Origin of the sequence: Photobacterium sp. GSS17 (assembly GCF_028621875.1) — a bacterium.
GTDB lineage: Bacteria > Pseudomonadota > Gammaproteobacteria > Enterobacterales > Vibrionaceae > Photobacterium > Photobacterium ganghwense.
This window is the reverse complement of the sequence record NZ_CP117517.1, coordinates 2544652-2564420: the sequence shown is the minus strand read 5'-3', so window position 1 is coordinate 2564420 and position 19769 is coordinate 2544652. Positions and strand designations below refer to the sequence as shown.

Below are 19769 nucleotides of genomic sequence, written 5' to 3'. Positions count from 1 at the left end.
GCCCGGTTAAACCGGGCAATTTTTATTGTTCAAGACCTTAAGTAATCGGTTCAAGGCTTCAAGCAATCGGTAAGACCCGATTCCGTCCCAGTTGTTTGGCCTGATTGAGATAACGATCGGCGCGGGTGATGACCTGAACCGGACTGTCGTTTTTTTCGCTGCAGGCCAGCCCCATGGAAGCTGTGATTGGCTTCATTCGCTCACGAGACTTTTTATCCTGCAATGAAATACGCTCAATGGCTTTGCGCACGATCTCAGCCTGTTGGCGGGCTGCGGACAGTGACTGGTCGGCTAGCAGTACCACAAATTCCTCCCCGCCGTAACGGTAGGCAGTTGCGCCGTCCTGACAGCTGACTTTGAGCTGGCTGGCAACCAGCTTCAGAACCTGATCGCCCAACTGATGGCCATAGTTATCGTTAAACGATTTGAAGTGGTCAATATCCAGCAGGATCAGGCTGAAAGGAACCTGTTTCTGACTAATGCTTTCTATGTCGCGGTCAAAGGCTCGGCGGTTGTACAGCCCGGTTAAGGCGTCTTCGTTCGCCTCCTGCTGGCTTTTATTCAGCGCGGCGCGCAGGCTGGCGATCTCTTTTTGGGCAGAGTCGAGCTGGCCTTTAAAGTTACCGGCTGATTGGCGCAGATGGCGCGATTCTTTCAGCAGACCCTTCACCAAGTTCGTTGTCTCTTCGAGGGACAGCCCGTCATTTTCCGCTTGCTCCAGCTTATCGAAGGTATGTTCGAGGACATCCTCAAAGTCAGTCGTACTGCTCAGGGTGTCGGCCATACTGTGCGACAGCTCCTGCATCATCGCGGTCAGGCTAAGTTTGATTTGCTGGACATCGCGGTCTGTTTCGCTGGCAAGGTAGGCCTGATAAAGCTCATCACAAAGGGTGGGGGTACAATGCCCCTGCTCGGCCAGGCTCTGGTCCAGTGCGGCATTCAGTGCCGGGTTTTGCTGGGAGGTATAGGTATACCAGAGTGCATAGTTGGTAGGAGTCGTTGGGACCTTGTGTTTTATCATCAAAGGCACTGTTTTTTTGAGTGTCTCTGTTGATTTCACAAAGCTGTCGTTACGCATAACCTTTATCCATGTTCAGCAGCGAGGAGGCGAGGGGATTATCCCCGTCAACATCCGGAAGGTGGATATCCATGTAAATGATACAGAAATAAAAAGCCTTCTAAGGATACCTTAGAAGGCTCAATAATATTAGCGAATTAGCACGTTATCGGTGCGAATTGTTACATGCGATCCAGGGTTTCGATACCCAGTAGGTCCAGACCTTGCTTGATGGTCTTGGCGGTCAGCAGAGCCAGCTTCAAGCGGCTTTGCTTAACGGCTTCTTCAGCGTTCAGGATTGGGCATGCTTCGTAGAAGCTTGAGAACAGGCCTGCCAGCTCGAACAGGTATGCACACATTACGTGTGGGTGACCTTCACGGGCAACAGTTTGTACGGCTTCCTCGAATTGCAGCAGTTTAGACAGCAGCGCTTGCTCTTTCTCGTCGGTGATCACAACTGGGTGAGTCAGGTCAGACTGCTCAACGTTGGCACGCTTGAAGATAGACGCTACACGGGTGTAAGCATACTGCATGTATGGCGCGGTGTTACCTTCAAACGCCAGCATGTTATCCCAGTCGAAGATGTAGTCGGTAGTACGGTGCTTAGACAGGTCAGCGTACTTCACGGCAGCCATCGCTACTGTTTTCGCGATGTTTGCTTTTTCTTCTGCATCCAGTTCCGGGTTCTTCGCTTCGATCAGCTTAGTCGCGCGCTCTTCTGCTTCATCCAGCAGATCAGCCAGACGTACCGTACCGCCAGCACGTGTCTTGAACGGACGACCGTCTTTGCCCAGCATCATACCGAATGCGTGGTGTTCAAGCGTCACATCTTCTGGAACGTAGCCAGCTTTGCGAACGATAGTCCATGCCTGCATTAGGTGCTGGTGCTGACGGGAATCGATAAAGTACAGCACGCGGTCTGCACCCAGAGTTTCGTAACGGTATTTAGCACATGCGATGTCAGTGGTGGTGTACAGGAAACCGCCGTCACGCTTCTGGATGATCACACCCATAGGTTCGCCGTCTTTGTTCTTGTACTCGTCCAGGAAAACAACCTGCGCGCCGTCATCTTCAACAGCCAGGCCTTTCTCTTTCAGGTCAGCCACGATGCCAGGCAGCATGTCGTTGTACATGGATTCACCCATGACATCATCACGCGTCAGTGATACGTTCAGGCGGTCATAGTTACGCTGGTTCTGAATCATGGTTACATCAACCAGCTTCTTCCACATTTCAGCGCAGTATTCGTCGCCACCTTGCAGTTTCACCACGTAGTTACGTGCACGCTCTGCAAAGTCAGCATCTTCGTCGTAAAGTTTCTTCGATTCACGGTAGAAGGCTTCCAGGTCTGACAGTTCCATGGACACTTCGCCAGATTCTTTCTGAACGCGCTCCAGGTTAGCAATCAGCATACCGAACTGAGTACCCCAGTCACCGATGTGGTTCGCACGGATGACTTTGTGGCCCAGATGCTCAAGGGTACGTACAACCGCATCACCGATGATGGTTGAACGCAGGTGACCCACGTGCATCTCTTTGGCAACGTTTGGCGCAGAGTAGTCAACCACAATGGTTTTGGTCTCTTCTTTTGCCACACCCAGACGCTCGTCAGCCAGGGCTTTTTCAGCCTGCTCAGCCAGCCACTCTTTGCTCAGGAAGATGTTGATGAAGCCAGGACCGGCGATTTCAACTTTCTCGGCGATACCGTCCAGATCCAGTTGCTCAATGACTTTTTGTGCGAACTCGCGTGGGTTAGTACCCAGTTGCTTGGCAACGCCCATAACACCGTTAGCCTGGTAATCACCAAACTGGGCTTTCGCAGACTGACGGACTGCAGCAGGACTACCAACTGGGGCACCAGCGGCTTCCAGCGCCTGAGAGACTTTGTCGTTAATTAGTGCTTGAATGTTCACACGCATATCCTTCAAATTCGTTTGGAACGCCAGGACTGACTGGCGAGGCAAAAGCGTCACCGTATTCAAGGAACTGACCGTCAAAAATAATCACGCCCAATGGGCTTAAAGATAGCACCTAGGGTTCAGTGGATAACGTGAGTATTTTTGACGGGGCCGCCTCTGATTGCTCGGAGAGGGGGAACATCTTGAATACGTTGCTTGCATTGCCCTAATAATACCCACAAATTTAGGTCATTTGGCAAGGTATAAAGGCTTCAGTATGCGAATTTTTTTTTACTTTGTCCGATGGGTGAAAATTATGCAGGAAGCAAGTCGCCACAAGGCCTTTACAGACTTGACGGGGCTGTTGTTTAAACCCAAAACTATGGATAATTATGCGTTGAACGGCTTGGCTCGAAAAATTGGAGAAAATACATGCAGAAGCTTGAACAAAAGGGGCTGCTTCCGGCTCAGATGCTGGCAGATTTACCGGCTTTCATTGCGCGGATAGAAGCGTTGGCTGCCGAATTGGGACTGGCTTTGTCTGAGTTTCAGGCTGATCACCTTGCGTTACGGGTCAATGACTGGGAAACGGCGGAAGTCCTGCATCAGGCATGGCTGGCTTATGGCGATGAATGGTCGAACAACCAGATTAATGGCCGCCCCATTATTGTGATTGGTTTCCATGAACCGATTAAAGTCGGATGCTGGACCATTGAGGCGCTGGAGTTGCCGTATCCGGGTGACAAAGCATATCCGCAGGAAGGGTGGGAGCATGTGGAATTTGTGATTCCGTCTGATGCGGCCGATACCGATACTCTGAAGCTGGAGCTGGACGCAAGGTTCCCGTCCCTGGCAGCGCAGTGGGAAAATCTGACAGACAAAGGGATCAAAGTAAAAGCCAGTTCGCCATCTGGTGAGAAAGAACGTCTGGCGAACCCGACGTATGCCTTTAAGAAAGGCGGAGTCTGTATCAAACTCCACCCTTGTTCACTGAAAGCAGTGATTGACAGCGAAACTGACGTGTAAAGCTGCCTCTTACAGGATCACGGTACGGTTACCGTAGACAAAAACCCGGTCATCAATCACCAGCCCCAGGGCTTTGCTCAGTACCGATTTTTCGACATCCCGACCGGCACGTGACATATCGGTCGCGCTGAAGTTGTGATCGACCGGAATAACGTTCTGGGTGATGATTGGACCTTCATCGAGGTCATTGGTGACAAAGTGCGCCGTGGCCCCGATGATTTTGACGCCACGCTCAAAGGCTTGCTGATACGGCTTAGCACCAATAAACGCCGGCAGAAAGCTGTGGTGGATGTTAATGATTTTATGTGGAAACTGCGCCACGAAGTTGGGCGTGAGGATCCGCATATATTTTGCCAGTACCACGTAGTCGGGTGTGTATTGGTTAATGGCATTGAGCAGTTCCTGCTCGTGCTCTTCCCGGCTAAGCCCCTCATGACTGACATGGTGGAACGGAATATTGAATTTGGTCGTCAGATCGGCCAGATGGTCATAGTTACCGACAATGGCCGCAATCTCAATATCCAGTGTACCGTCGAAGGTCTTAACCAGAATATCCCCCAGGCAGTGCGCCTCTTTGGTAACCAGAATCACAACGCGTTTGCGGGCTGAGCTGATGAGTCGGCGATGGCTGCCGGCCGGCAGGGCACGATCCAAATCGTCAAGGAAGGTGCTGTCGTTGAAGTAGCCTTCCAGCTCGGTACGCATAAAGAACTGGTTATGAGCATGGTCCACAAATTCGTTGTTATGAACGATATTCAGCTGATGTTTGTAACAAATGTTCGTAATTTTACTGATCAGGCCGATGGCATCCGGGCAATCTGTCAGCAGTGTTTTCTTTTCCATGCTCTTCCTTGAACTAAACTGTAGTACGAGATCAATTGACCTTTCGGCGCGCCAGCGACGTGCGTACCGAAGGTCAATGGTCTGGGTCTCTATTGATATTTACCTTGGATTGATTTTGGGGTCAAAACATAAATGTTGGGCAAAAGGATTTGGGGTATTCGTCGTGAGTGCAATACGAGGATAAACTATGTTTGTTCAACGAAAATTTTGTCTTAAATCACTCTGCCTGCTGGGACCATTGTTGGCCGGAACCGTGGCTGCGACTGTGTCTGCGGAAGAAGCAAAAGAACCAAGCCTGTATGACCGCCTTGGTGGGTTATCAGCCATTTCGGTTGTGGTGGATGATTTCATCAACGTCATGGTGGTCGATGACGTGCTGAATGCGAACCCGGCGATTGATGCCGCCCGCAAAAAAGTCCCGTCGCCGTACCTGAAATACCAGGTTACCTCTATGGTCTGCAAAGCCACAGGTGGGCCATGTGCTTATACCGGCCGCACCATGGAAGAAGCACACAGTCATTTGAACATCACCCTCGAAGAGTGGCAACGCATGGTTCAGTTGCTGCGGGAAACCTTCAATAAATATCAAATTCCTGAAAAAGAACAGGAAGACATGCTGGAAGTCGTGTATTCGACCAAAGCTGCCATTGTGAAATCGGCCGAGGGTTCGGATGACGCGAAATCGGAGTAACCGCGCACCTAAGCCCGGGAATCAGCCTGGGAATTAATGATGGTCGCCTGAGGGGAAAGTTGGCATAATGGGCAGTCAAGTTACTGTATAAATAACCAATACTGACGGCCACGATTCTGATTTTATGATTGCCAAGTTTTTTGCACCCGGAGGCGCTTTGGATAAAGCGATCCCGGGTTTTCAGGCGCGCCAGCCTCAAATCGATATGGCTGAAGCGGTTGCCGATGCTATCCAGACCGAATCCCAGTTGGTGGTCGAAGCGGGGACGGGAACGGGCAAGACATTTGCCTACCTGGTGCCTGCATTAGTCAGTGGCAAGAAGGCAATCATTTCTACCGGTTCCAAAAACCTGCAAGAGCAGCTGTTTCACCGGGATCTTCCGTTAATGACACAGGCGCTGGGCTTTACTGGCCGGGTTGCGCTGCTGAAAGGCCGTGCCAACTACCTGTGTCTGGATCGGATGAGCCGTCAGATTGCCGAAAGCCATGGTATCCATGCAGATCCCAAGCTGCTGAGCCAGCTGGTTCAGGTGCGCAGCTGGTCGTCCTCGACCAAAAGCGGGGATCTCGGTGAATGTGATGATATCGCCGAAGATAGCCCTGTTTTGCCGATGATTACCTCAACCAACGACAACTGTCTGGGCCGGGAATGTCCGTCCTATGATGAGTGTTTTGTCGTAAAAGCACGACGTCGGGCGATGGAAGCCGATGTTGTCGTGGTTAACCACCATCTTTTTCTGGCGGATCTGGCTATTAAAGAGACCGGTTTCGGCGAGCTGATCCCCGAAGCAGACATGTTCATCTTTGATGAAGCCCATCAGCTGCCGGATATTGCCAGCCAGTATTTTGGTCAGAGTCTGTCCAGCCGTCAGCTGCAAGAGCTGGCCAAGGACATTGAAATTGGCTATCGCACTGAAGCCAAAGACATGCGCCAACTCCAGAAAACGGCGGATCGCCTGCATCAGGCTGCGTCTGATCTGCGGATTGTGCTGGGCGAGCCGGGGTTTCGGGGCAACTGGCGAGAGGTGATCAATAGTCCGGCGGTACAACGGGAAATCACCCGTTTGCAGGATGCGCTGGACTTGACCCATGAAGTGCTGAAACTGGCCCTTGGCCGCAGTCAGCTGCTGGATAGTGCATTTGAACGGGCAACCCTGGTGAAAGCCCGTTTGGAGCGGGTGTGCGACACCAGCATCACTGGCTATTCGTACTGGTACGAATGTACTCCCCGCCATTTCAGTTTGCACATAACCCCGCTGTCTGTTGCTGACAAGTTTCATGAGCAAATCACCGAGCAGGGTGGTGCCTGGATTTTTACCTCTGCTACCCTGGCCGTGAACGACGATTTCGGGCATTTCAGCCAGCGTCTGGGTTTAAAACCGAAGCAGCAGTTTTCCCTGGAAAGTCCCTTTGATTATCAGCAGCAGGCCTTGCTCTGCGTTCCTCGCTTTTTACCGGAGCCAAATAGCTTTGGCCTGGCCGATCGTCTGGTCGACATGCTGGCACCGGTGATTCAGGCCAACAATGGCCGCTGTTTCTTCCTCTGTACTTCTCATCAGATGGTGCGTGATCTGGCCGAAGGGTTTCGTGCCCGACTGGCGCTTCCGGTGCTGGCACAAGGGGAAACCACCAAGCAGAAACTGCTGGCCGAGTATCTGGAGCGGGGGGATGCCCTGCTGATTGCCACCGGTGCGTTCTGGGAAGGGGTGGATGTTAGAGGCCAGGCATTAAGCTGTGTTATTATCGACAAACTACCGTTTACAGCACCGGATGACCCGCTGCTGAAAGCTCGGATTGAAGATTGCCGCCTGCGTGGTGGCGATCCATTTTCTGAAGTCCAGATCCCCGATGCCGTCATTACCCTGAAACAGGGAGTAGGGCGACTTATCCGTGATAAACAGGATAAGGGTGTACTGGTGATCTGCGACAACCGATTGGTAACGCGCCCATACGGTGCGGTTTTTTTACGCAGCCTGCCGCCGATTCCTCGTACCCGAGACGTGGAACAGGTCGGGCACTTTTTGTCTTCAATTAATGGCCAGCAAGCGCCGTCAGCCGTTGAAGACCAGCATTCAGAGGCTTGAATGAGCAACAAAATTCTTGCAGTAGATACTGCCACCGAAAACTGTTCTGTTGCCCTTTTAATGGGTGATGAAGTGATTTCACGTTGTGAATATGCACCGCGTGAGCACACCACAAAAATTCTGCCAATGGTTGATGAGGTTCTGGCTCAGGGCGGAATTACCCTGAATCAGTTGGATGCCCTGGCTTATGGCCGTGGTCCGGGCAGCTTTACCGGTGTGCGTATCGGCATTGGTATTGCGCAGGGACTGGCATTTGGTGCAGATTTGCCGATGATCGGGGTCTCGACCCTTGCCGCGATGGCACAGGGCACTTACCGCCTTCACCAGGCTGAGCATGTCATGACGGCAATTGACGCTCGTATGGATGAGGTATACTGGGGGCAGTATATCCGTCAGGCTGATGGTGACTGGTTGGTACACGGTGAAGAGCAGGTGATCAAGCCAGAACTGCTGGTTGGCCAGATTGAAACGCTGAATGCGCGCTGGTTTACGGCCGGGACAGGTTGGGAAAGCTATGCTGAGGCTTTAGCGCAATTGCCAACAGAGGTCGTGAAAGGGTCGGTGCTTTACCCTGAATCTGCGGATATGGTGCACTTGGCGAAATTTGCTCTGGCCCGTGGTGAAGTGGTGGCCGCAGAAGCGGCTAGTCCGGTGTATCTGCGTGATACCGTGACCTGGAAAAAATTACCAGGCCGTGAATAAGGCAATTTGACCACTATGCCGTACTATTAAAGCGGTATGGTGGTGGAATCCCCGGTCACAACTTAACTTATGTCTCTTTGCTCTTGAGTTGACGTAAGGGAAGGACTGGCTGGGGAGGGTGCCAATCCCCCATCTGTCGGTTTTCTTTCTGGATATTGCTTATGGTTTCGATTCAGCGTCTTCCGGTTACTCTCACTCAACCCAATTCCAGCACGAAACCCGGCAAGTCCCCTGCTGCGCCCGGTAAACCCAAAGCGGTGGCTACCGCGGTTGCCCTTTCTGTTCGTGATCCCCAGACCCTTGAGGATGCCCGTCAGCACATTCAGTATGATCAGCCGGAAGGTAAGCATCGCGAAGCCTTAGCTTCTTACCTTGGTGTGATGCATCAACAGCGTCGAGATGAACTCTCGGCAATGGTTGGTGTCGATGTGTATGTCTGATCCACTTGTGCTCTTCATTGTTTCTTAGCCATGAGGCGGGTTCCCGGCTTGCGGTCGCGAACGGTCCTGATGTTGCGCGCATATTCATCAATCAGGTAGGAATTCAAGATGTTTAGGAAGCTATTGGCTGGGCTGCTTACCGGGATTATGGTAGGCTGCGCCGCAGTACCGGAGAGCTTGCAGACGACCACTGATCACCCGCTGACGGATATTACAGCTTTGCACCAGCAGGGCACGCAGGCGGTGGGTCAGGAAGTGCGACTCGGTGGGATGATTGCAGCCATTCGAAATGATGCCACTGAAACCAGGCTGGAAATTGTTGCTATGCCAATTGGCCGCGATGGTAAACCCAAACCGGATCAAGCGTTGCAGCAGCGTTTTGCGGCTTATGTCAGCGGATTTCTGGAACCCATGCAATATCAGCCGGGACGTCTGATTACGGTTGCCGGTCGGGTAAGCGGAACGGAATCCGGGCAGGTGGGAGATTATCCCTACCTTTATCCGGTCGTGAAAGCCTCCGGAGTCCAGCTCTGGCAGGTGAAACAGGAAGTCTGGCTGGATGACTTTGATCGCTTTTCCCATTGCGTTGGTGCCTATTGCCCGCCGGTGTGGATCCGGGACGGATACACCCGCGGTGAAATTCGGGAGCGTGTTACCCACTAAAGCACTGGGCAAAACACGGCAAAACATACTGCGAATGGAACTCATGACACATTTCACGATGGAAAGTATTACGTTTCAGCTGGATGCGTTACGTCTGGCCGGACTTTGTTCGTGCTCGCCGGGCAATCAGGTCATAACTGACCCGCAAGCCTGGCCGGAGGACACGCACTGTTTGACACCGGATAAACCGGTGTTGGTGATGCTGCATGGCTGGCAGGACAATGCGGCCAGTTTCACACCTTTGTTTGAGCCGCTGGCGGATCATTTCCACCTGCTGGCAATTGACTGGCCCGGGCATGGACTGTCTCAGGCGAGACCTGACGGTAACTTCTACCATTTTGTCGACTACGTAGACGATTTGGCGCAGTTATTGAGTCTCTTGCCGGTTAGTCGTGTGCATTTACTGGGACATTCTCTGGGGGCGCTGGTCAGTACCTGTTATGCGGCCGCTTTTCCTGAGCGGGTTGCATCCATGATATTGATTGAAGGGCTGGGGCCATTATCCGAGCCTCCTGAGCATGCCGCGACGCGACTGCGAGACGGGATTCTCAGTCGGGAGCGATACCGTAAACGTGCGTCCGTCCGACGGGGGATGACCTCTTTCGATCAGGCAGTCACATTACGGTGTGAGGTGAATGCGTTAACTCCCGAGCAAGTTATTCCGCTGGTGGAGCGGGCGACGTATTGTCAGGATTCCCGCTGGTACTGGCGCCATGATCCGCGGCTGCGTTGCGATTCGTTGTATCGCATGGCGGATGGGCATAGCCTGGCGATGCGGGCTGCGGTCAGCTGTCCGGTGCTATCCATTATTGGTGAGCAGGGTTATCAAAGCCTGCAGCTGACGTCAGAGCAACAGCAGCAGTGGCAGAACCTGAGCCAGACCCGGGTAAGCGGGGGGCATCATTGCCACCTCGAAAGCCCTCGGGCAACCGTTGAACATATAGTGTCGTTCGCGTCAAAATTCAAAACACTGGTCTGACAAGTTGGTGTTAATTAGTTGTTACTTGTGCTGTAATGCGGTGTAAACAGATGTTTGATTTTCCCTACAGCACAGCATTGGCCTCGCGCCAGAATCGATAAGGAGAGTGCAAAGTGGATAAGGTTTGGCTTAACCGCTATCCGGCAGATGTACCGGCAGAAATTAACCCGGATCAGTATCCGTCGTTAGTCGAAATGTTTGAGCAGTCTGTTCAGAAGTATGCCGATCAGACTGCGTTTATCAACATGGGTCAGGTCATGACCTTCCGTAAATTGGAAGAGCGTAGCCGGGCATTTGCTGCCTATCTGCAGAATGAACTCAATCTGCAAAAAGGTGATCGCGTGGCGGTCATGATGCCAAACCTGCTGCAGTACCCGATTGCACTGTTCGGTATTTTACGTGCTGGTTGTGTGGTGGTGAACGTTAACCCACTGTACACGCCGCGCGAACTTGAGCATCAGTTGAATGACTCCGGTGCCAAAGCCATTGTTATCGTGTCAAACTTCGCGCACACGCTTGAAAGTATTGTGAAAAATACCGGAGTGCAGCACGTTGTACTGACCAGCCTGGGGGATCAGTTGTCCCGACCGAAAGGGACATTGGTGAACTTCATCGTGAAGTACATCAAGAAGATGGTGCCTAAGTATCATTTGCCACACGCGACATCTATGCGCATGGCGCTGCGCAAAGGCCGCCGCATGCAGTATGTGAAGCCATTTATGTCCGGTGAAGATACGGCATTCCTGCAATATACCGGTGGTACCACCGGAGTTGCGAAAGGGGCGATACTGACTCACCGCAACATGCTGGCAAACGTTATGCAGGCGAAAGGGGCCTATAGCCCGGTCCTGACGGAAGGCCGCGAGCTGATTGTGACCGCGTTGCCGCTTTATCACGTGTTTGCACTGACGGTGAACTGCCTGCTGTTTATTGAAATGGGCGGACGTAACCTGATGATCACCAACCCGCGTGACATTCCGACGTTTGTGAAAGAATTGCAGCGCTACCCGTTCACGGCGATTACCGGCGTGAACACCTTGTTTAACGCTTTGGTAAATAACGAAGATTTCCACGAAATCGACTTCAGTAATCTGCGCTTGTCGGTCGGCGGAGGCATGGCTGTACAGCGTGCCGTTGCTGAAAAATGGAAGCAGATCACAGGCAATTACTTGCTAGAAGGGTATGGTCTGACTGAGTGTTCACCACTGGTGGCGGCTTACCCTTATGATTTGGTCGACTATAATGGCTCTATCGGTCTGCCAGTACCGTCAACAGAAGTACGTATTGTTGATGATGAAGGCAATGTACTGGGTAACGACCAGACAGGTGAACTGCAGGTCCGTGGCCCACAGGTGATGCAGGGATACTGGCAGCGTCCGGAAGCGACCAAAGAAGTGCTGTCGGATGACGGTTGGCTGTCGACCGGTGATATTGTGCGTTTTGATGACGAAGGTTTCCTGCACATTGTTGATCGTAAGAAAGATATGATTCTGGTGTCCGGCTTTAACGTGTACCCGAATGAAATCGAAGATGTGGTCGCACTGAACAGTAAAGTGCTGGAAGTGGCTGCAATCGGTCAGCCGCATGAGGTGTCCGGTGAGGTGGTGAAAATCTGCGTTGTGAAGCGAGATGCCAGCCTGACCCGTGAAGAATTGCTCAGCCATTGTCGGGAGCATCTGACCGGCTATAAAGTACCGAAAATTGTCGAGTTCCGTGATGAACTGCCGAAAACCAATGTCGGCAAGATTCTGCGCCGCGCCTTGCGGGAAGAATCCGATAAGCAGGTTGCTCAGCAAGCCTGACGGACGAAAACGAATCCAATGCCGGCGTAAGCCGGCATTTTGTTGGTAGGAAAATTGTGAATTTTGAAGTAATTACCAGTGCCACGCGCCTGGAAACTGTTTGCCTTCAGGCGCGAAACCAGAAGGCTGTCATGCTGGACACTGAGTTTGTCCGGACCCGAACCCTGTACCCAAAACTGGGACTGGTGCAATTGTATGACGGCGAAACCCTTGCGCTGATTGATCCGCTGGAGATCGACAACCTGGAGCCGTTGTGGGAGCTGCTGCGTGATCAGTCGGTGACCAAAGTACTGCACGCGTGCGGTGAAGATCTGGAAGTTTTCCAGTACTACGCAGGCACCATGCCGGTGCCTATGATCGATACTCAGGTGATGGCTGCATTTCTGGGATACGGGGTCTCTGCCGGTTTCGGGACACTGGTAAAAGATTTTCTCGGGGTGGAACTGGACAAAGGTGAAGCCCGCACGAACTGGCTGGCCCGTCCGCTGACCGATCGCCAGCTCGATTACGCTGCGGCTGACGTGTATTACCTAAAGCCCCTGTTTGATAAGTTGCTGCCGCTGGTGGAAGCAAAAGACTGGTCTGAGGCGCTGGAGCAGGAATGTGCCGCACAGGTACTTAAACGGATGAGAACCGTTGACCCTGATATGGCTTACCTGGATGTGAAAAATGCATGGCAGCTTAACCCGAGACAATTGGCTATCCTGCAAAAAGTAGCAAAATGGCGAATTCTTGAAGCCAGGAAACGCGATCTTGCGTTGAACTTCGTACTAAAAGAGCTGAACTTGTGGAAGCTGGCTCGCTTTGAAATCAAGTCGAAAGCTGTGATGGATAAAGAAGGCTTCGATAATATGGAAATCCAGCGTCATGGTAATCGCCTGATTTCACTGGTGAATGAAGTCGAGCGCATGTCACCGGCGGAGTATCCGGAAAAGATTGTCCGATTAGTGGATCTACCGGGGTACAAGCAGCGGGTTAAAGAGATTAAAGATGTCGTCAATGCGGTTGCTGCAGAAACCGGGCTGATGAGTGAATTTCTGGCGTCGAAGAAACAGATTAACCAGCTAATCAACTGGGCGTGGAAAAAACAGTGTCCGCAAGATAACCTGCCGGAAATGCTGAAAAGCTGGCGTAAGCCACTGTTTGAAGAGCGTGTTTTGCCATTGCTGAAAACTGTGTAAGACACCTCGGTTATAAAGATAATCAGTATTTAGCATCCACAAAAAAGCCCCATAAAGGGGCTTTTTTATATCTTCAATCTTTTACTTGTCTTCGTCCGGTAACGTGACGTTAAGCTCCAGAACAGAGAGATCTTCTTCTTTCTGATCGAGATTAACCGTTACCTGATCCGGGCTAATCGCAACGTACTTGCGAATCACTTCCAGAATGTCCTGCTTAAGCTGCGGGAGGTAGCTTGGTGTACTTTGATCGGCTGAACGGCGCTCCGCAACAATAATCTGCAAGCGCTCTTTGGCGACGCTGGCCGTTGTTGTCCTCTTGGGGCGGAAGAATTCTAACAGTGCCATAATGTCTTTACCCTCCGAATAGACGTTTCAGGAAACCTTTCTTCTCTTCTTCAAGGAAGCGGAATGGACGCTCTTCACCCAACAAACGAGCAACTGTGTCCTGGTATGCCAAACCGGCATCAGAGTCTGTATCGAAGATCACCGGTTCACCTTTGTTGGAGGCATTCAGTACAGCTTGGCTTTCAGGGATCACACCCAGCAGCGGGATATGCAGAATTTCTTCCACGTCAGTCACGCTTAGCATCTCACCCAGTGTCACGCGGGCAGGGTTGTAACGTGTTAGCAGCAGGTGAGTTTTAACCGGAGACTCGGCTTGCTCAGCACGACGTGATTTCGAATCCAGGATACCCAGGATACGGTCGGAGTCACGCACGGATGAGACCTCAGGGTTTGTTGTTACAATCGCTTCATCTGCGAAATACAGAGCCATCAGCGCACCGGACTCAATACCCGCTGGTGAGTCACAGATAATGAATTCAAAACCCATCTCATCCAGATCTTTCAGGACGCGCTCAACACCTTCACGAGCCAGAGCATCTTTGTCACGGGTTTGTGAAGCAGGCAGAACATATAGATTTTCAACACGCTTATCTTTAATCAGCGCCTGATTCAGATTGGCTTCACCGTTAATGACATTAACAAAGTCATACACCACACGACGCTCACAGCCCATGATAAGGTCAAGATTCCGCAGGCCGATATCGAAATCGATCACTGCTGTTTTCTTGCCGCTCAGAGCAAGGCCCGATGCGATAGCTGCACTAGAGGTCGTCTTACCAACGCCACCCTTACCAGAGGTTACCACGATGATTCGTGCCATTCTTGATTCCTTATTAAACGCTATAGAGCCAGGTGCTCTATGTTCAAATTATTTTCGTTCAGCGAGATAACGACATTTTGCCCCCAGAAATCTTCCTGGATGTTGTCGCTCAGCCAATAGTTACCCGCAATTGAAATCAGCTCAGGTTGCAGGTTGTGACAAAAGATTTGCGCTTCCTGTTGCCCGCTGGCACCGGCTATTGCGCGTCCCCTCAATGTACCGTAGATGTGAATGCAGCCGTCGGCAATGACTTCCGCGCCCGCACTGACATGATTCATGATGACAAGATCACAATTCTTAGCATAAATCTGCTGGCCTGACCGAACCGGGGTGCGAATGATGCGAGTAGGGGCCATAACCGGCTCTGCCGCCTTGGCCTGACGCGCAGCATTCATGATCGCAAATCCTGCTGCTTTGGCTTTCTCCTGGAGCCGGGTCGCTTTGCATCCGCTGATGCCGACCGGAATCACACCGGCTTCGCTGACTTTATTTTTCAGCAGTGAGAAATCGATGGAATCGCCAGCCTGGCTGACATCGATAACTACGGGGGCGGATGCAAAAAAATGAGGAGCCTGCTCTACTTTCTGTTTCAGAAAGTCGGCAGCCTTATGGATGTCGCCGTCCACCAGGTGAAGGGCAGAGAGGGTGAAAGAGCCTCCCTTGAGTTCTGCTACTTTTGTCATTTGTCTAGCTGACTGTCGCTAAATTAGCCGTTCAGGTTCGTTATCTCTTTAGTACCTTGCATGTTATATTCCAAACCGTATATCAGCAAGCTATCCTTGCTTTAGCGTTGTAAATTCAGACAGGCGTCGCATCCCCCGTGGGCTGTGGGTTCCGGAGGGAGAGAAGTCGCGATGTTGTGGTCTGATACTGAGTCAGTTTTATCAAAAGGTTCTATCAGCATGTTGTGTGCAATTTATAAAAGCCCAAAGAAAGACAACACTTATCTCTACATCAATAAGAAAGACGATTTCTCTGCGGTGCCTGAAGCGCTGCTGAGCACTTTTGGCACACCACAGTTTGTCATGGTCCTGAAAATTGGCGACCGGAAGAAACTGGCATTGGCCGATATTGAAAAAGTGAAAAGTGAACTGCTGGAAAAAGGGTTTTATCTGCAGGTTCCGCCGCCGGTGACGAATTTACTGGAAGAATATAAAGCAGCAAAGAAAGCCGCTTCACCATCTCAGGAATAGTTTATGCGTAAGCAATTGATCACGGCCCTGGTGGCCCTGGGCTTAGGAATGTCATCGGCGGTGATGGCCGCGGATGAAGGTTTCGATGCCTATGTAAATGTACTGAAAACCGAAGCGCGGGAAAAAGGCATTTCGGAGCAGACCATTCAATCAGCGTTTGATGGTATTACATTTATTGAGCGTGCCGTTAAAGCAGATAAAAATCAGCCTGAGCGTAAGTTGACGCTGGATGAATACCTGCCGCGTGCCGTTCCGGAATGGAAAAAGAAACAAGCGAACCAGCTTTATCAGGAGCATAAAGCGGTACTGGATCGAATTGGTCAGCAATATGGTGTCCAGCCGCGGTTTGTGGTTGCCCTGTGGGGTGTTGAAAGTAATTTCGGTCGCCTGACGGGCAATTACAATGTGGTTGAAGCGTTAACGACGCTGGCTTATGAAGGTCGTCGTGAAGCCTTTTTCCGTAATCAGGTGATGGCGGCGCTGGAAATTATCGATGCCGGCCATATTACCGCCAAAGAAATGAAAGGATCCTGGGCCGGGGCAATGGGACAACCTCAGTTCATGCCAACTTCTTTCCTGGCTTATGCCCGTGACGGAAATAATGACGGCAAGGCGGATATCTGGCAAACCAAAGACGATGTTTTTGCTTCTGCGGCGAATTATCTGCATGAAGCCGGCTGGAATGATGAATATACCTGGGGCCGACAAGTTTCGATTCCGGATAACATTGATGCCACATTGCTGGGTGTTCAGCCAGAGAAAGGCCGTTCGTTGTCTGAGTGGCAGAAGTTGGGTGTACGCCGTATGAATGGGCAGGATTTACCAGATACTGCGATTGATGCATGGCTTATTCAACCTGATGATAATCGTGGAAGGGCATATTTGGTGTATGGCAATTATCAGTCACTATTAAAATGGAATCGGTCTCACTATTTTGCATTGGCTGTGAGTTATTTGGCAGACAGTATTCGCTAAATATTGCTTGGTGAAATGAATGGAAAGCCAGACTTTAACGTCTGGCTTTTTTGTACATTTCAGCGGACAGACCACAAGCAAAATATTTCCATTATCTTTGGCCGATGAAGCATCGAATAACGCGATAGCGCTATATTCAGTGACGGGTATTTAGAATAGTGACAGTGGCGAGTTGAAATAAGCAAAAATGTGATGGTAACTATAAATTATGAATAAATGAAAATCTTTCAGCGGGACATCTCAAGGTAAAGTAAATACTCTATAAGTAATCCGGATTTTATTATTTTATTTATTTTCAATAGCTTATGATTATGTTGCGGGTAAGAAAAAACCCGGTATAAAACCGGGTTTTTATAAGATTCAGAGGTAGGAGATTAGATCTCAAAATCTTCCAGAGATTTACCTTCATCCAGCGCTTTTTTCAGTGCGCTTGGTGTACGGCCTTGGCCTGTCCAGGTTTTCTCATCACCGTTTTCATCAATGAAACGGTATTTCGCTGGACGCTGAGCACGTTTTTTAGGTGCTTTGCTGATAGCGGCAAGCAGTTCTTCTGGATCGATACCGTCAGCAATTAGCATGTCACGGTATTGAGTCAGTTTCTCCATGCGTTCTTCTTCTTTTGCACGCTCTTCAGCTTCTGCTTCTTCACGCTCAGTAACGATTGTTTGAAGCTTTTCCAGCGCTTCCTGAAGTTGCTCCAGAGAATATTCACGAGATAGGGCACGCAGGCTTCGGAGGTTTAATAGCACTTTCATTGCATCAGACATTTTTATTTCCTGTTGGAGTAATACTATGAAAATAATATTAGCAGTCTTAAATCAATAATTGCAATAACTAAAATGGTTATTATGAGCCTGAATATAAATAATTTTGCGCTTATTATCGGCATGTTAACTTAAGTAATTAACCATTCTTAATAATGGGATTAACAGCGACAGGAATTAACATTGTGGCAGGGGATAAGTGACCAATTTAATAAAACGGAATGAGTTTCATATAAGCTGGCTTAATATCGGTTTGCCTGGGGTGGTGGTTTTTTAATCACTCAGGCAAGACTATTCACTATTAATGTTAATTTTTTCACTTCAAGTTGTTGCAATCAGATCTTAAAGCCGTAGAATCGACTATACCTTGACCAAGGGTAGAGGCGCATCGTCTATCAGTAGCAAGTCGGAGGGTGATTCCGATGAGGGCTTGCAAAAGGAGCCGGTGCCGAAGTGAGAGAGGGCCATCATGCCTGCTCGCTGGGGTTGTCATCGAATAGAGGCAACACTGCCATAGTATATAATTACATTAACTATGGAGCGCTACTGTGGAGTCGGAAAAGGGGCACCTCTCTTTCTTTCACTCATTTTTCACGTTTTTAAAACGTGGCCAGCAGTAGATCTCCAACCAAGATCGGTTGTAGTAGAGATCATGAATATTGTAGATTTTTCACACTCCGCTGTGTCTGTGTTGCCCCCGCTGGTGGCACTGGGCCTGGCTATTGCGACGCGTCGCGTCTTGTTGTCTCTGGGCGTAGGTATTCTGCTTGGTGCCTTATTGCTAAATGATTATTCCGTTACGGGAATGGCCGGATATATCGGCAACACTGTAAAGGGATTATTCATTGAGGACGGCGGCATTAACACCTGGAATATGAGCATTGTCGCGTTTCTGGTGTTGCTGGGTATGACTACCGCTTTGTTGACCCTGTCCGGGGGAACCCGTGCGTTCGCTGAGTGGGCACAAACGAAAATTAAAAGTAAGCGTGGCGCAAAACTACTGGCTGCATTTCTGGGCGTATTCATTTTTGTAGACGACTATTTTAATAGCCTGGCTGTCGGTTCAATTTCTCGCCCGGTCACGGACCGTTTTTATGTGTCCCGTGCCAAGCTGGCTTATATTCTTGATTCAACTGCTGCGCCAATGTGTGTGCTGATGCCGGCCTCTAGCTGGGGGGCTTACATTATCACGCTTATCGGCGGCATTCTGGTGACACACGGTGTCACTGAATACACACCTCTGGGGGCATTCCTGCAACTGGCCCCGATGAACTTCTATGCGATTTTCGCCCTGCTGATGGTATTTGTTGTTGCCTGGTTCCAGCTGGATATCGGCTCAATGAAAAAACACGAGCTGGAAGCAAGCCATTGCCGCGGCTTTGATGAAGGGGATGATGACACCCTGGCGAAAGACCTGAACGATGAACTGGAAATTCAGGAAAGTGAGCACGGCCGCGTAGGCGATCTGGTGATGCCGATTGTGGCTCTGATCGTGGCAACGTTCTTCTTTATGATTTTCACTGGTTATCAGGCGCTGCTGGCAGGCGGTAAAGCCTTTGATGTTCTGGGCGCGTTTGAAAATACCGATGTGGGTGCCTCTCTGGTATACGGTGGGCTAATCGGCCTGGCGGCTGCCATGATTCCAGTGCTGCGTCAGCGTATTCCTGCCGGTGAAGTAGTTTCCACGCTGTGGATTGGTGCTAAGTCAATGTTTGGTGCGATTCTGATCCTGCTGTTCGCCTGGAGCATTGGTAGTGTGATCAGCGATATGGCGACCGGTAAATACCTGTCGACCCTGGTTGAAGGCAGCATCAATCCGATGTTCCTGCCTGCGATCCTGTTCCTGCTGGCAGGGCTGATGGCGTTCTCAACCGGTACCTCTTGGGGAACATTCGGTATCATGCTTCCAATCGCCGGTGATCTGGCTGCGGCAACTGACATTATGCTGATGCTGCCGATGCTGGGTGCTGTACTGGCAGGCTCGGTGTTTGGTGATCACTGTTCACCGATTTCAGATACCACTATTCTGTCGTCTACTGGTGCGCGTTGTCATCACATTGACCACGTGTCAACGCAGCTGCCGTATGCGCTGGCTGTCGCTGTGGTATCGACAGTGGGCTTCCTGGTACTGGGTTTCACCAGCTCACTGGCGGTGTCGTTCATGAGCGCAACTGTTATGTTTGTGGTGGTGTGTGCGATCCTGTCCTGGTTGTCTCGCCGTCCTAGTGAGTTGGCCGCGAAAGCCTGAACAATCTCTTAGGTTCAGCGTTAAGCTTGAACGCTAAGTCCTTATACTGTAATGAAAAG

Annotated in this window: 19 protein-coding genes and 1 riboswitch; of the genes, 12 read left to right on the top strand and 7 right to left on the bottom strand. The window is 50.7% G+C overall.

Translation table 11 applies throughout. From position 1 onward, the window contains the following. Positions 1-58: 58 nt before the first annotated feature. Both PGW97_RS11450 and argS read right to left on the bottom strand, forming a co-directional pair. Positions 59-1021 (bottom strand): GGDEF domain-containing protein, encoded by a 963-nt coding sequence (locus PGW97_RS11450; protein ID WP_254463212.1) that lies wholly within the window; start codon positions 1019-1021, stop codon positions 59-61. Between the two features lie 218 nt (positions 1022-1239). Beyond that, positions 1240-2970 carry an arginine--tRNA ligase gene (gene argS, locus PGW97_RS11445; protein WP_273857356.1) on the bottom strand — a complete coding sequence of 577 codons (1731 nt, stop codon included), beginning with the start codon at positions 2968-2970 and terminating at the stop codon, positions 1240-1242. Between the two features lie 417 nt (positions 2971-3387). Here argS and PGW97_RS11440 point away from each other — a divergent pair, with 417 nt between their 5' ends. Continuing rightward, positions 3388-3981, top strand: coding sequence for a VOC family protein (locus PGW97_RS11440; protein ID WP_207103523.1), 594 nt, complete (start codon positions 3388-3390; stop codon positions 3979-3981). Positions 3982-3990: 9 nt separating this feature from the next. Here the strand turns inward: PGW97_RS11440 and purU are convergent, their stop codons facing one another. Continuing rightward, on the bottom strand, positions 3991-4824 hold the full coding sequence (gene purU, locus PGW97_RS11435) for a formyltetrahydrofolate deformylase (protein ID WP_207103524.1): 834 nt from the start codon (positions 4822-4824) through the stop codon (positions 3991-3993). Between the two features lie 187 nt (positions 4825-5011). Between purU and PGW97_RS11430 the strand changes: the two genes are divergently transcribed. The 8 genes from PGW97_RS11430 to rnd all read left to right on the top strand — a co-directional run bounded on the left by PGW97_RS11430 (position 5012) and on the right by rnd (position 13365). Continuing rightward, positions 5012-5515, top strand: coding sequence for a group I truncated hemoglobin (locus PGW97_RS11430; RefSeq protein WP_053061691.1), 504 nt, complete (start codon positions 5012-5014; stop codon positions 5513-5515). Positions 5516-5639: 124 nt separating this feature from the next. Further along, the gene (locus PGW97_RS11425; RefSeq protein WP_047883237.1) at positions 5640-7598 is read left to right on the top strand and encodes an ATP-dependent DNA helicase; all 1959 of its coding nucleotides are present in this window, start codon (positions 5640-5642) and stop codon (positions 7596-7598) included. Continuing rightward, positions 7599-8300: a tRNA (adenosine(37)-N6)-threonylcarbamoyltransferase complex dimerization subunit type 1 TsaB gene (tsaB, locus tag PGW97_RS11420; RefSeq protein WP_273857355.1), complete on the top strand. Its 702-nt coding sequence runs from the start codon at positions 7599-7601 to the stop codon at positions 8298-8300. Between the two features lie 161 nt (positions 8301-8461). Then, on the top strand, positions 8462-8740 hold the full coding sequence (locus PGW97_RS11415) for a hypothetical protein (protein ID WP_047883239.1): 279 nt from the start codon (positions 8462-8464) through the stop codon (positions 8738-8740). A gap of 108 nt (positions 8741-8848) precedes the next feature. Beyond that, positions 8849-9403 carry a Slp family lipoprotein gene (locus PGW97_RS11410; protein ID WP_273857354.1) on the top strand — a complete coding sequence of 185 codons (555 nt, stop codon included), beginning with the start codon at positions 8849-8851 and terminating at the stop codon, positions 9401-9403. A 43-nt stretch (positions 9404-9446) separates the two neighbouring features. Continuing rightward, positions 9447-10382 (top strand): alpha/beta fold hydrolase, encoded by a 936-nt coding sequence (locus PGW97_RS11405; RefSeq protein WP_273857353.1) that lies wholly within the window; start codon positions 9447-9449, stop codon positions 10380-10382. Positions 10383-10495: 113 nt separating this feature from the next. Further along, positions 10496-12184, top strand: coding sequence for a long-chain-fatty-acid--CoA ligase FadD (fadD, locus tag PGW97_RS11400; protein WP_047883241.1), 1689 nt, complete (start codon positions 10496-10498; stop codon positions 12182-12184). A gap of 56 nt (positions 12185-12240) precedes the next feature. Further along, entirely contained in the window at positions 12241-13365 is a 1125-nt protein-coding gene (gene rnd, locus PGW97_RS11395) for a ribonuclease D (protein WP_273857352.1), read from the top strand. Between the two features lie 81 nt (positions 13366-13446). Here the strand turns inward: rnd and minE are convergent, their stop codons facing one another. From minE to minC, 3 genes are read right to left on the bottom strand one after another with little or no spacing between them, the layout of a single operon-like run. Further along, the gene (minE, locus tag PGW97_RS11390) at positions 13447-13710 is read right to left on the bottom strand and encodes a cell division topological specificity factor MinE (RefSeq protein WP_047883243.1); all 264 of its coding nucleotides are present in this window, start codon (positions 13708-13710) and stop codon (positions 13447-13449) included. Positions 13711-13717: 7 nt separating this feature from the next. Next, positions 13718-14530, bottom strand: a complete 813-nt coding sequence (gene minD / locus PGW97_RS11385; protein WP_047883244.1) for a septum site-determining protein MinD — start codon at positions 14528-14530, stop codon at positions 13718-13720. Between the two features lie 20 nt (positions 14531-14550). Next, positions 14551-15213: a septum site-determining protein MinC gene (gene minC, locus PGW97_RS11380; RefSeq protein ID WP_273857351.1), complete on the bottom strand. Its 663-nt coding sequence runs from the start codon at positions 15211-15213 to the stop codon at positions 14551-14553. 219 nt (positions 15214-15432) lie between these two features. On the opposite strand from minC, the gene PGW97_RS11375 reads away from it, so the two are divergent. Then, positions 15433-15723, top strand: coding sequence for a YcgL domain-containing protein (locus PGW97_RS11375; RefSeq protein WP_047883599.1), 291 nt, complete (start codon positions 15433-15435; stop codon positions 15721-15723). 3 nt (positions 15724-15726) lie between these two features. Continuing rightward, positions 15727-16698, top strand: coding sequence for a lytic murein transglycosylase (locus PGW97_RS11370; RefSeq protein ID WP_273857350.1), 972 nt, complete (start codon positions 15727-15729; stop codon positions 16696-16698). A 374-nt stretch (positions 16699-17072) separates the two neighbouring features. Here PGW97_RS11370 and PGW97_RS11365 read toward each other — a convergent pair whose 3' ends face one another. Next, positions 17073-17465: a DUF3037 domain-containing protein gene (locus tag PGW97_RS11365; protein ID WP_217393254.1), complete on the bottom strand. Its 393-nt coding sequence runs from the start codon at positions 17463-17465 to the stop codon at positions 17073-17075. Between the two features lie 367 nt (positions 17466-17832). Further along, a riboswitch (Lysine riboswitch) is annotated at positions 17833-18016 on the top strand. Positions 18017-18114: 98 nt separating this feature from the next. Between PGW97_RS11365 and PGW97_RS11360 the strand changes: the two genes are divergently transcribed. After that, a complete protein-coding gene (locus PGW97_RS11360; protein WP_273857349.1) occupies positions 18115-19710 on the top strand; it encodes a Na+/H+ antiporter NhaC family protein in 1596 nt (531 codons plus the stop codon). The last annotated feature ends 59 nt before the right edge of the window (positions 19711-19769 follow it).

Bases quoted from the DNA above. Each gene is read 5' to 3' on its own strand.
- PGW97_RS11450 (WP_254463212.1), bottom strand. From the start codon at position 1,021: ATGATAAAACACAAGGTCCCAACGACTCCTACCAACTATGCACTCTGG.
- PGW97_RS11440 (WP_207103523.1), top strand. From the start codon at position 3,388: ATGCAGAAGCTTGAACAAAAGGGGCTGCTTCCGGCTCAGATGCTGGCA.
- purU (WP_207103524.1), bottom strand. From the start codon at position 4,824: ATGGAAAAGAAAACACTGCTGACAGATTGCCCGGATGCCATCGGCCTG.
- PGW97_RS11430 (WP_053061691.1), top strand. From the start codon at position 5,012: ATGTTTGTTCAACGAAAATTTTGTCTTAAATCACTCTGCCTGCTGGGA.
- PGW97_RS11425 (WP_047883237.1), top strand. From the start codon at position 5,640: ATGATTGCCAAGTTTTTTGCACCCGGAGGCGCTTTGGATAAAGCGATC.
- tsaB (WP_273857355.1), top strand. From the start codon at position 7,599: ATGAGCAACAAAATTCTTGCAGTAGATACTGCCACCGAAAACTGTTCT.
- PGW97_RS11415 (WP_047883239.1), top strand. From the start codon at position 8,462: ATGGTTTCGATTCAGCGTCTTCCGGTTACTCTCACTCAACCCAATTCC.
- PGW97_RS11410 (WP_273857354.1), top strand. From the start codon at position 8,849: ATGTTTAGGAAGCTATTGGCTGGGCTGCTTACCGGGATTATGGTAGGC.
- PGW97_RS11405 (WP_273857353.1), top strand. From the start codon at position 9,447: ATGACACATTTCACGATGGAAAGTATTACGTTTCAGCTGGATGCGTTA.
- minE (WP_047883243.1), bottom strand. From the start codon at position 13,710: ATGGCACTGTTAGAATTCTTCCGCCCCAAGAGGACAACAACGGCCAGC.
- minD (WP_047883244.1), bottom strand. From the start codon at position 14,530: ATGGCACGAATCATCGTGGTAACCTCTGGTAAGGGTGGCGTTGGTAAG.
- minC (WP_273857351.1), bottom strand. From the start codon at position 15,213: ATGACAAAAGTAGCAGAACTCAAGGGAGGCTCTTTCACCCTCTCTGCC.
- PGW97_RS11375 (WP_047883599.1), top strand. From the start codon at position 15,433: ATGTTGTGTGCAATTTATAAAAGCCCAAAGAAAGACAACACTTATCTC.
- PGW97_RS11370 (WP_273857350.1), top strand. From the start codon at position 15,727: ATGCGTAAGCAATTGATCACGGCCCTGGTGGCCCTGGGCTTAGGAATG.
- PGW97_RS11365 (WP_217393254.1), bottom strand. From the start codon at position 17,465: ATGTCTGATGCAATGAAAGTGCTATTAAACCTCCGAAGCCTGCGTGCC.
- PGW97_RS11360 (WP_273857349.1), top strand. From the start codon at position 18,115: ATGAATATTGTAGATTTTTCACACTCCGCTGTGTCTGTGTTGCCCCCG.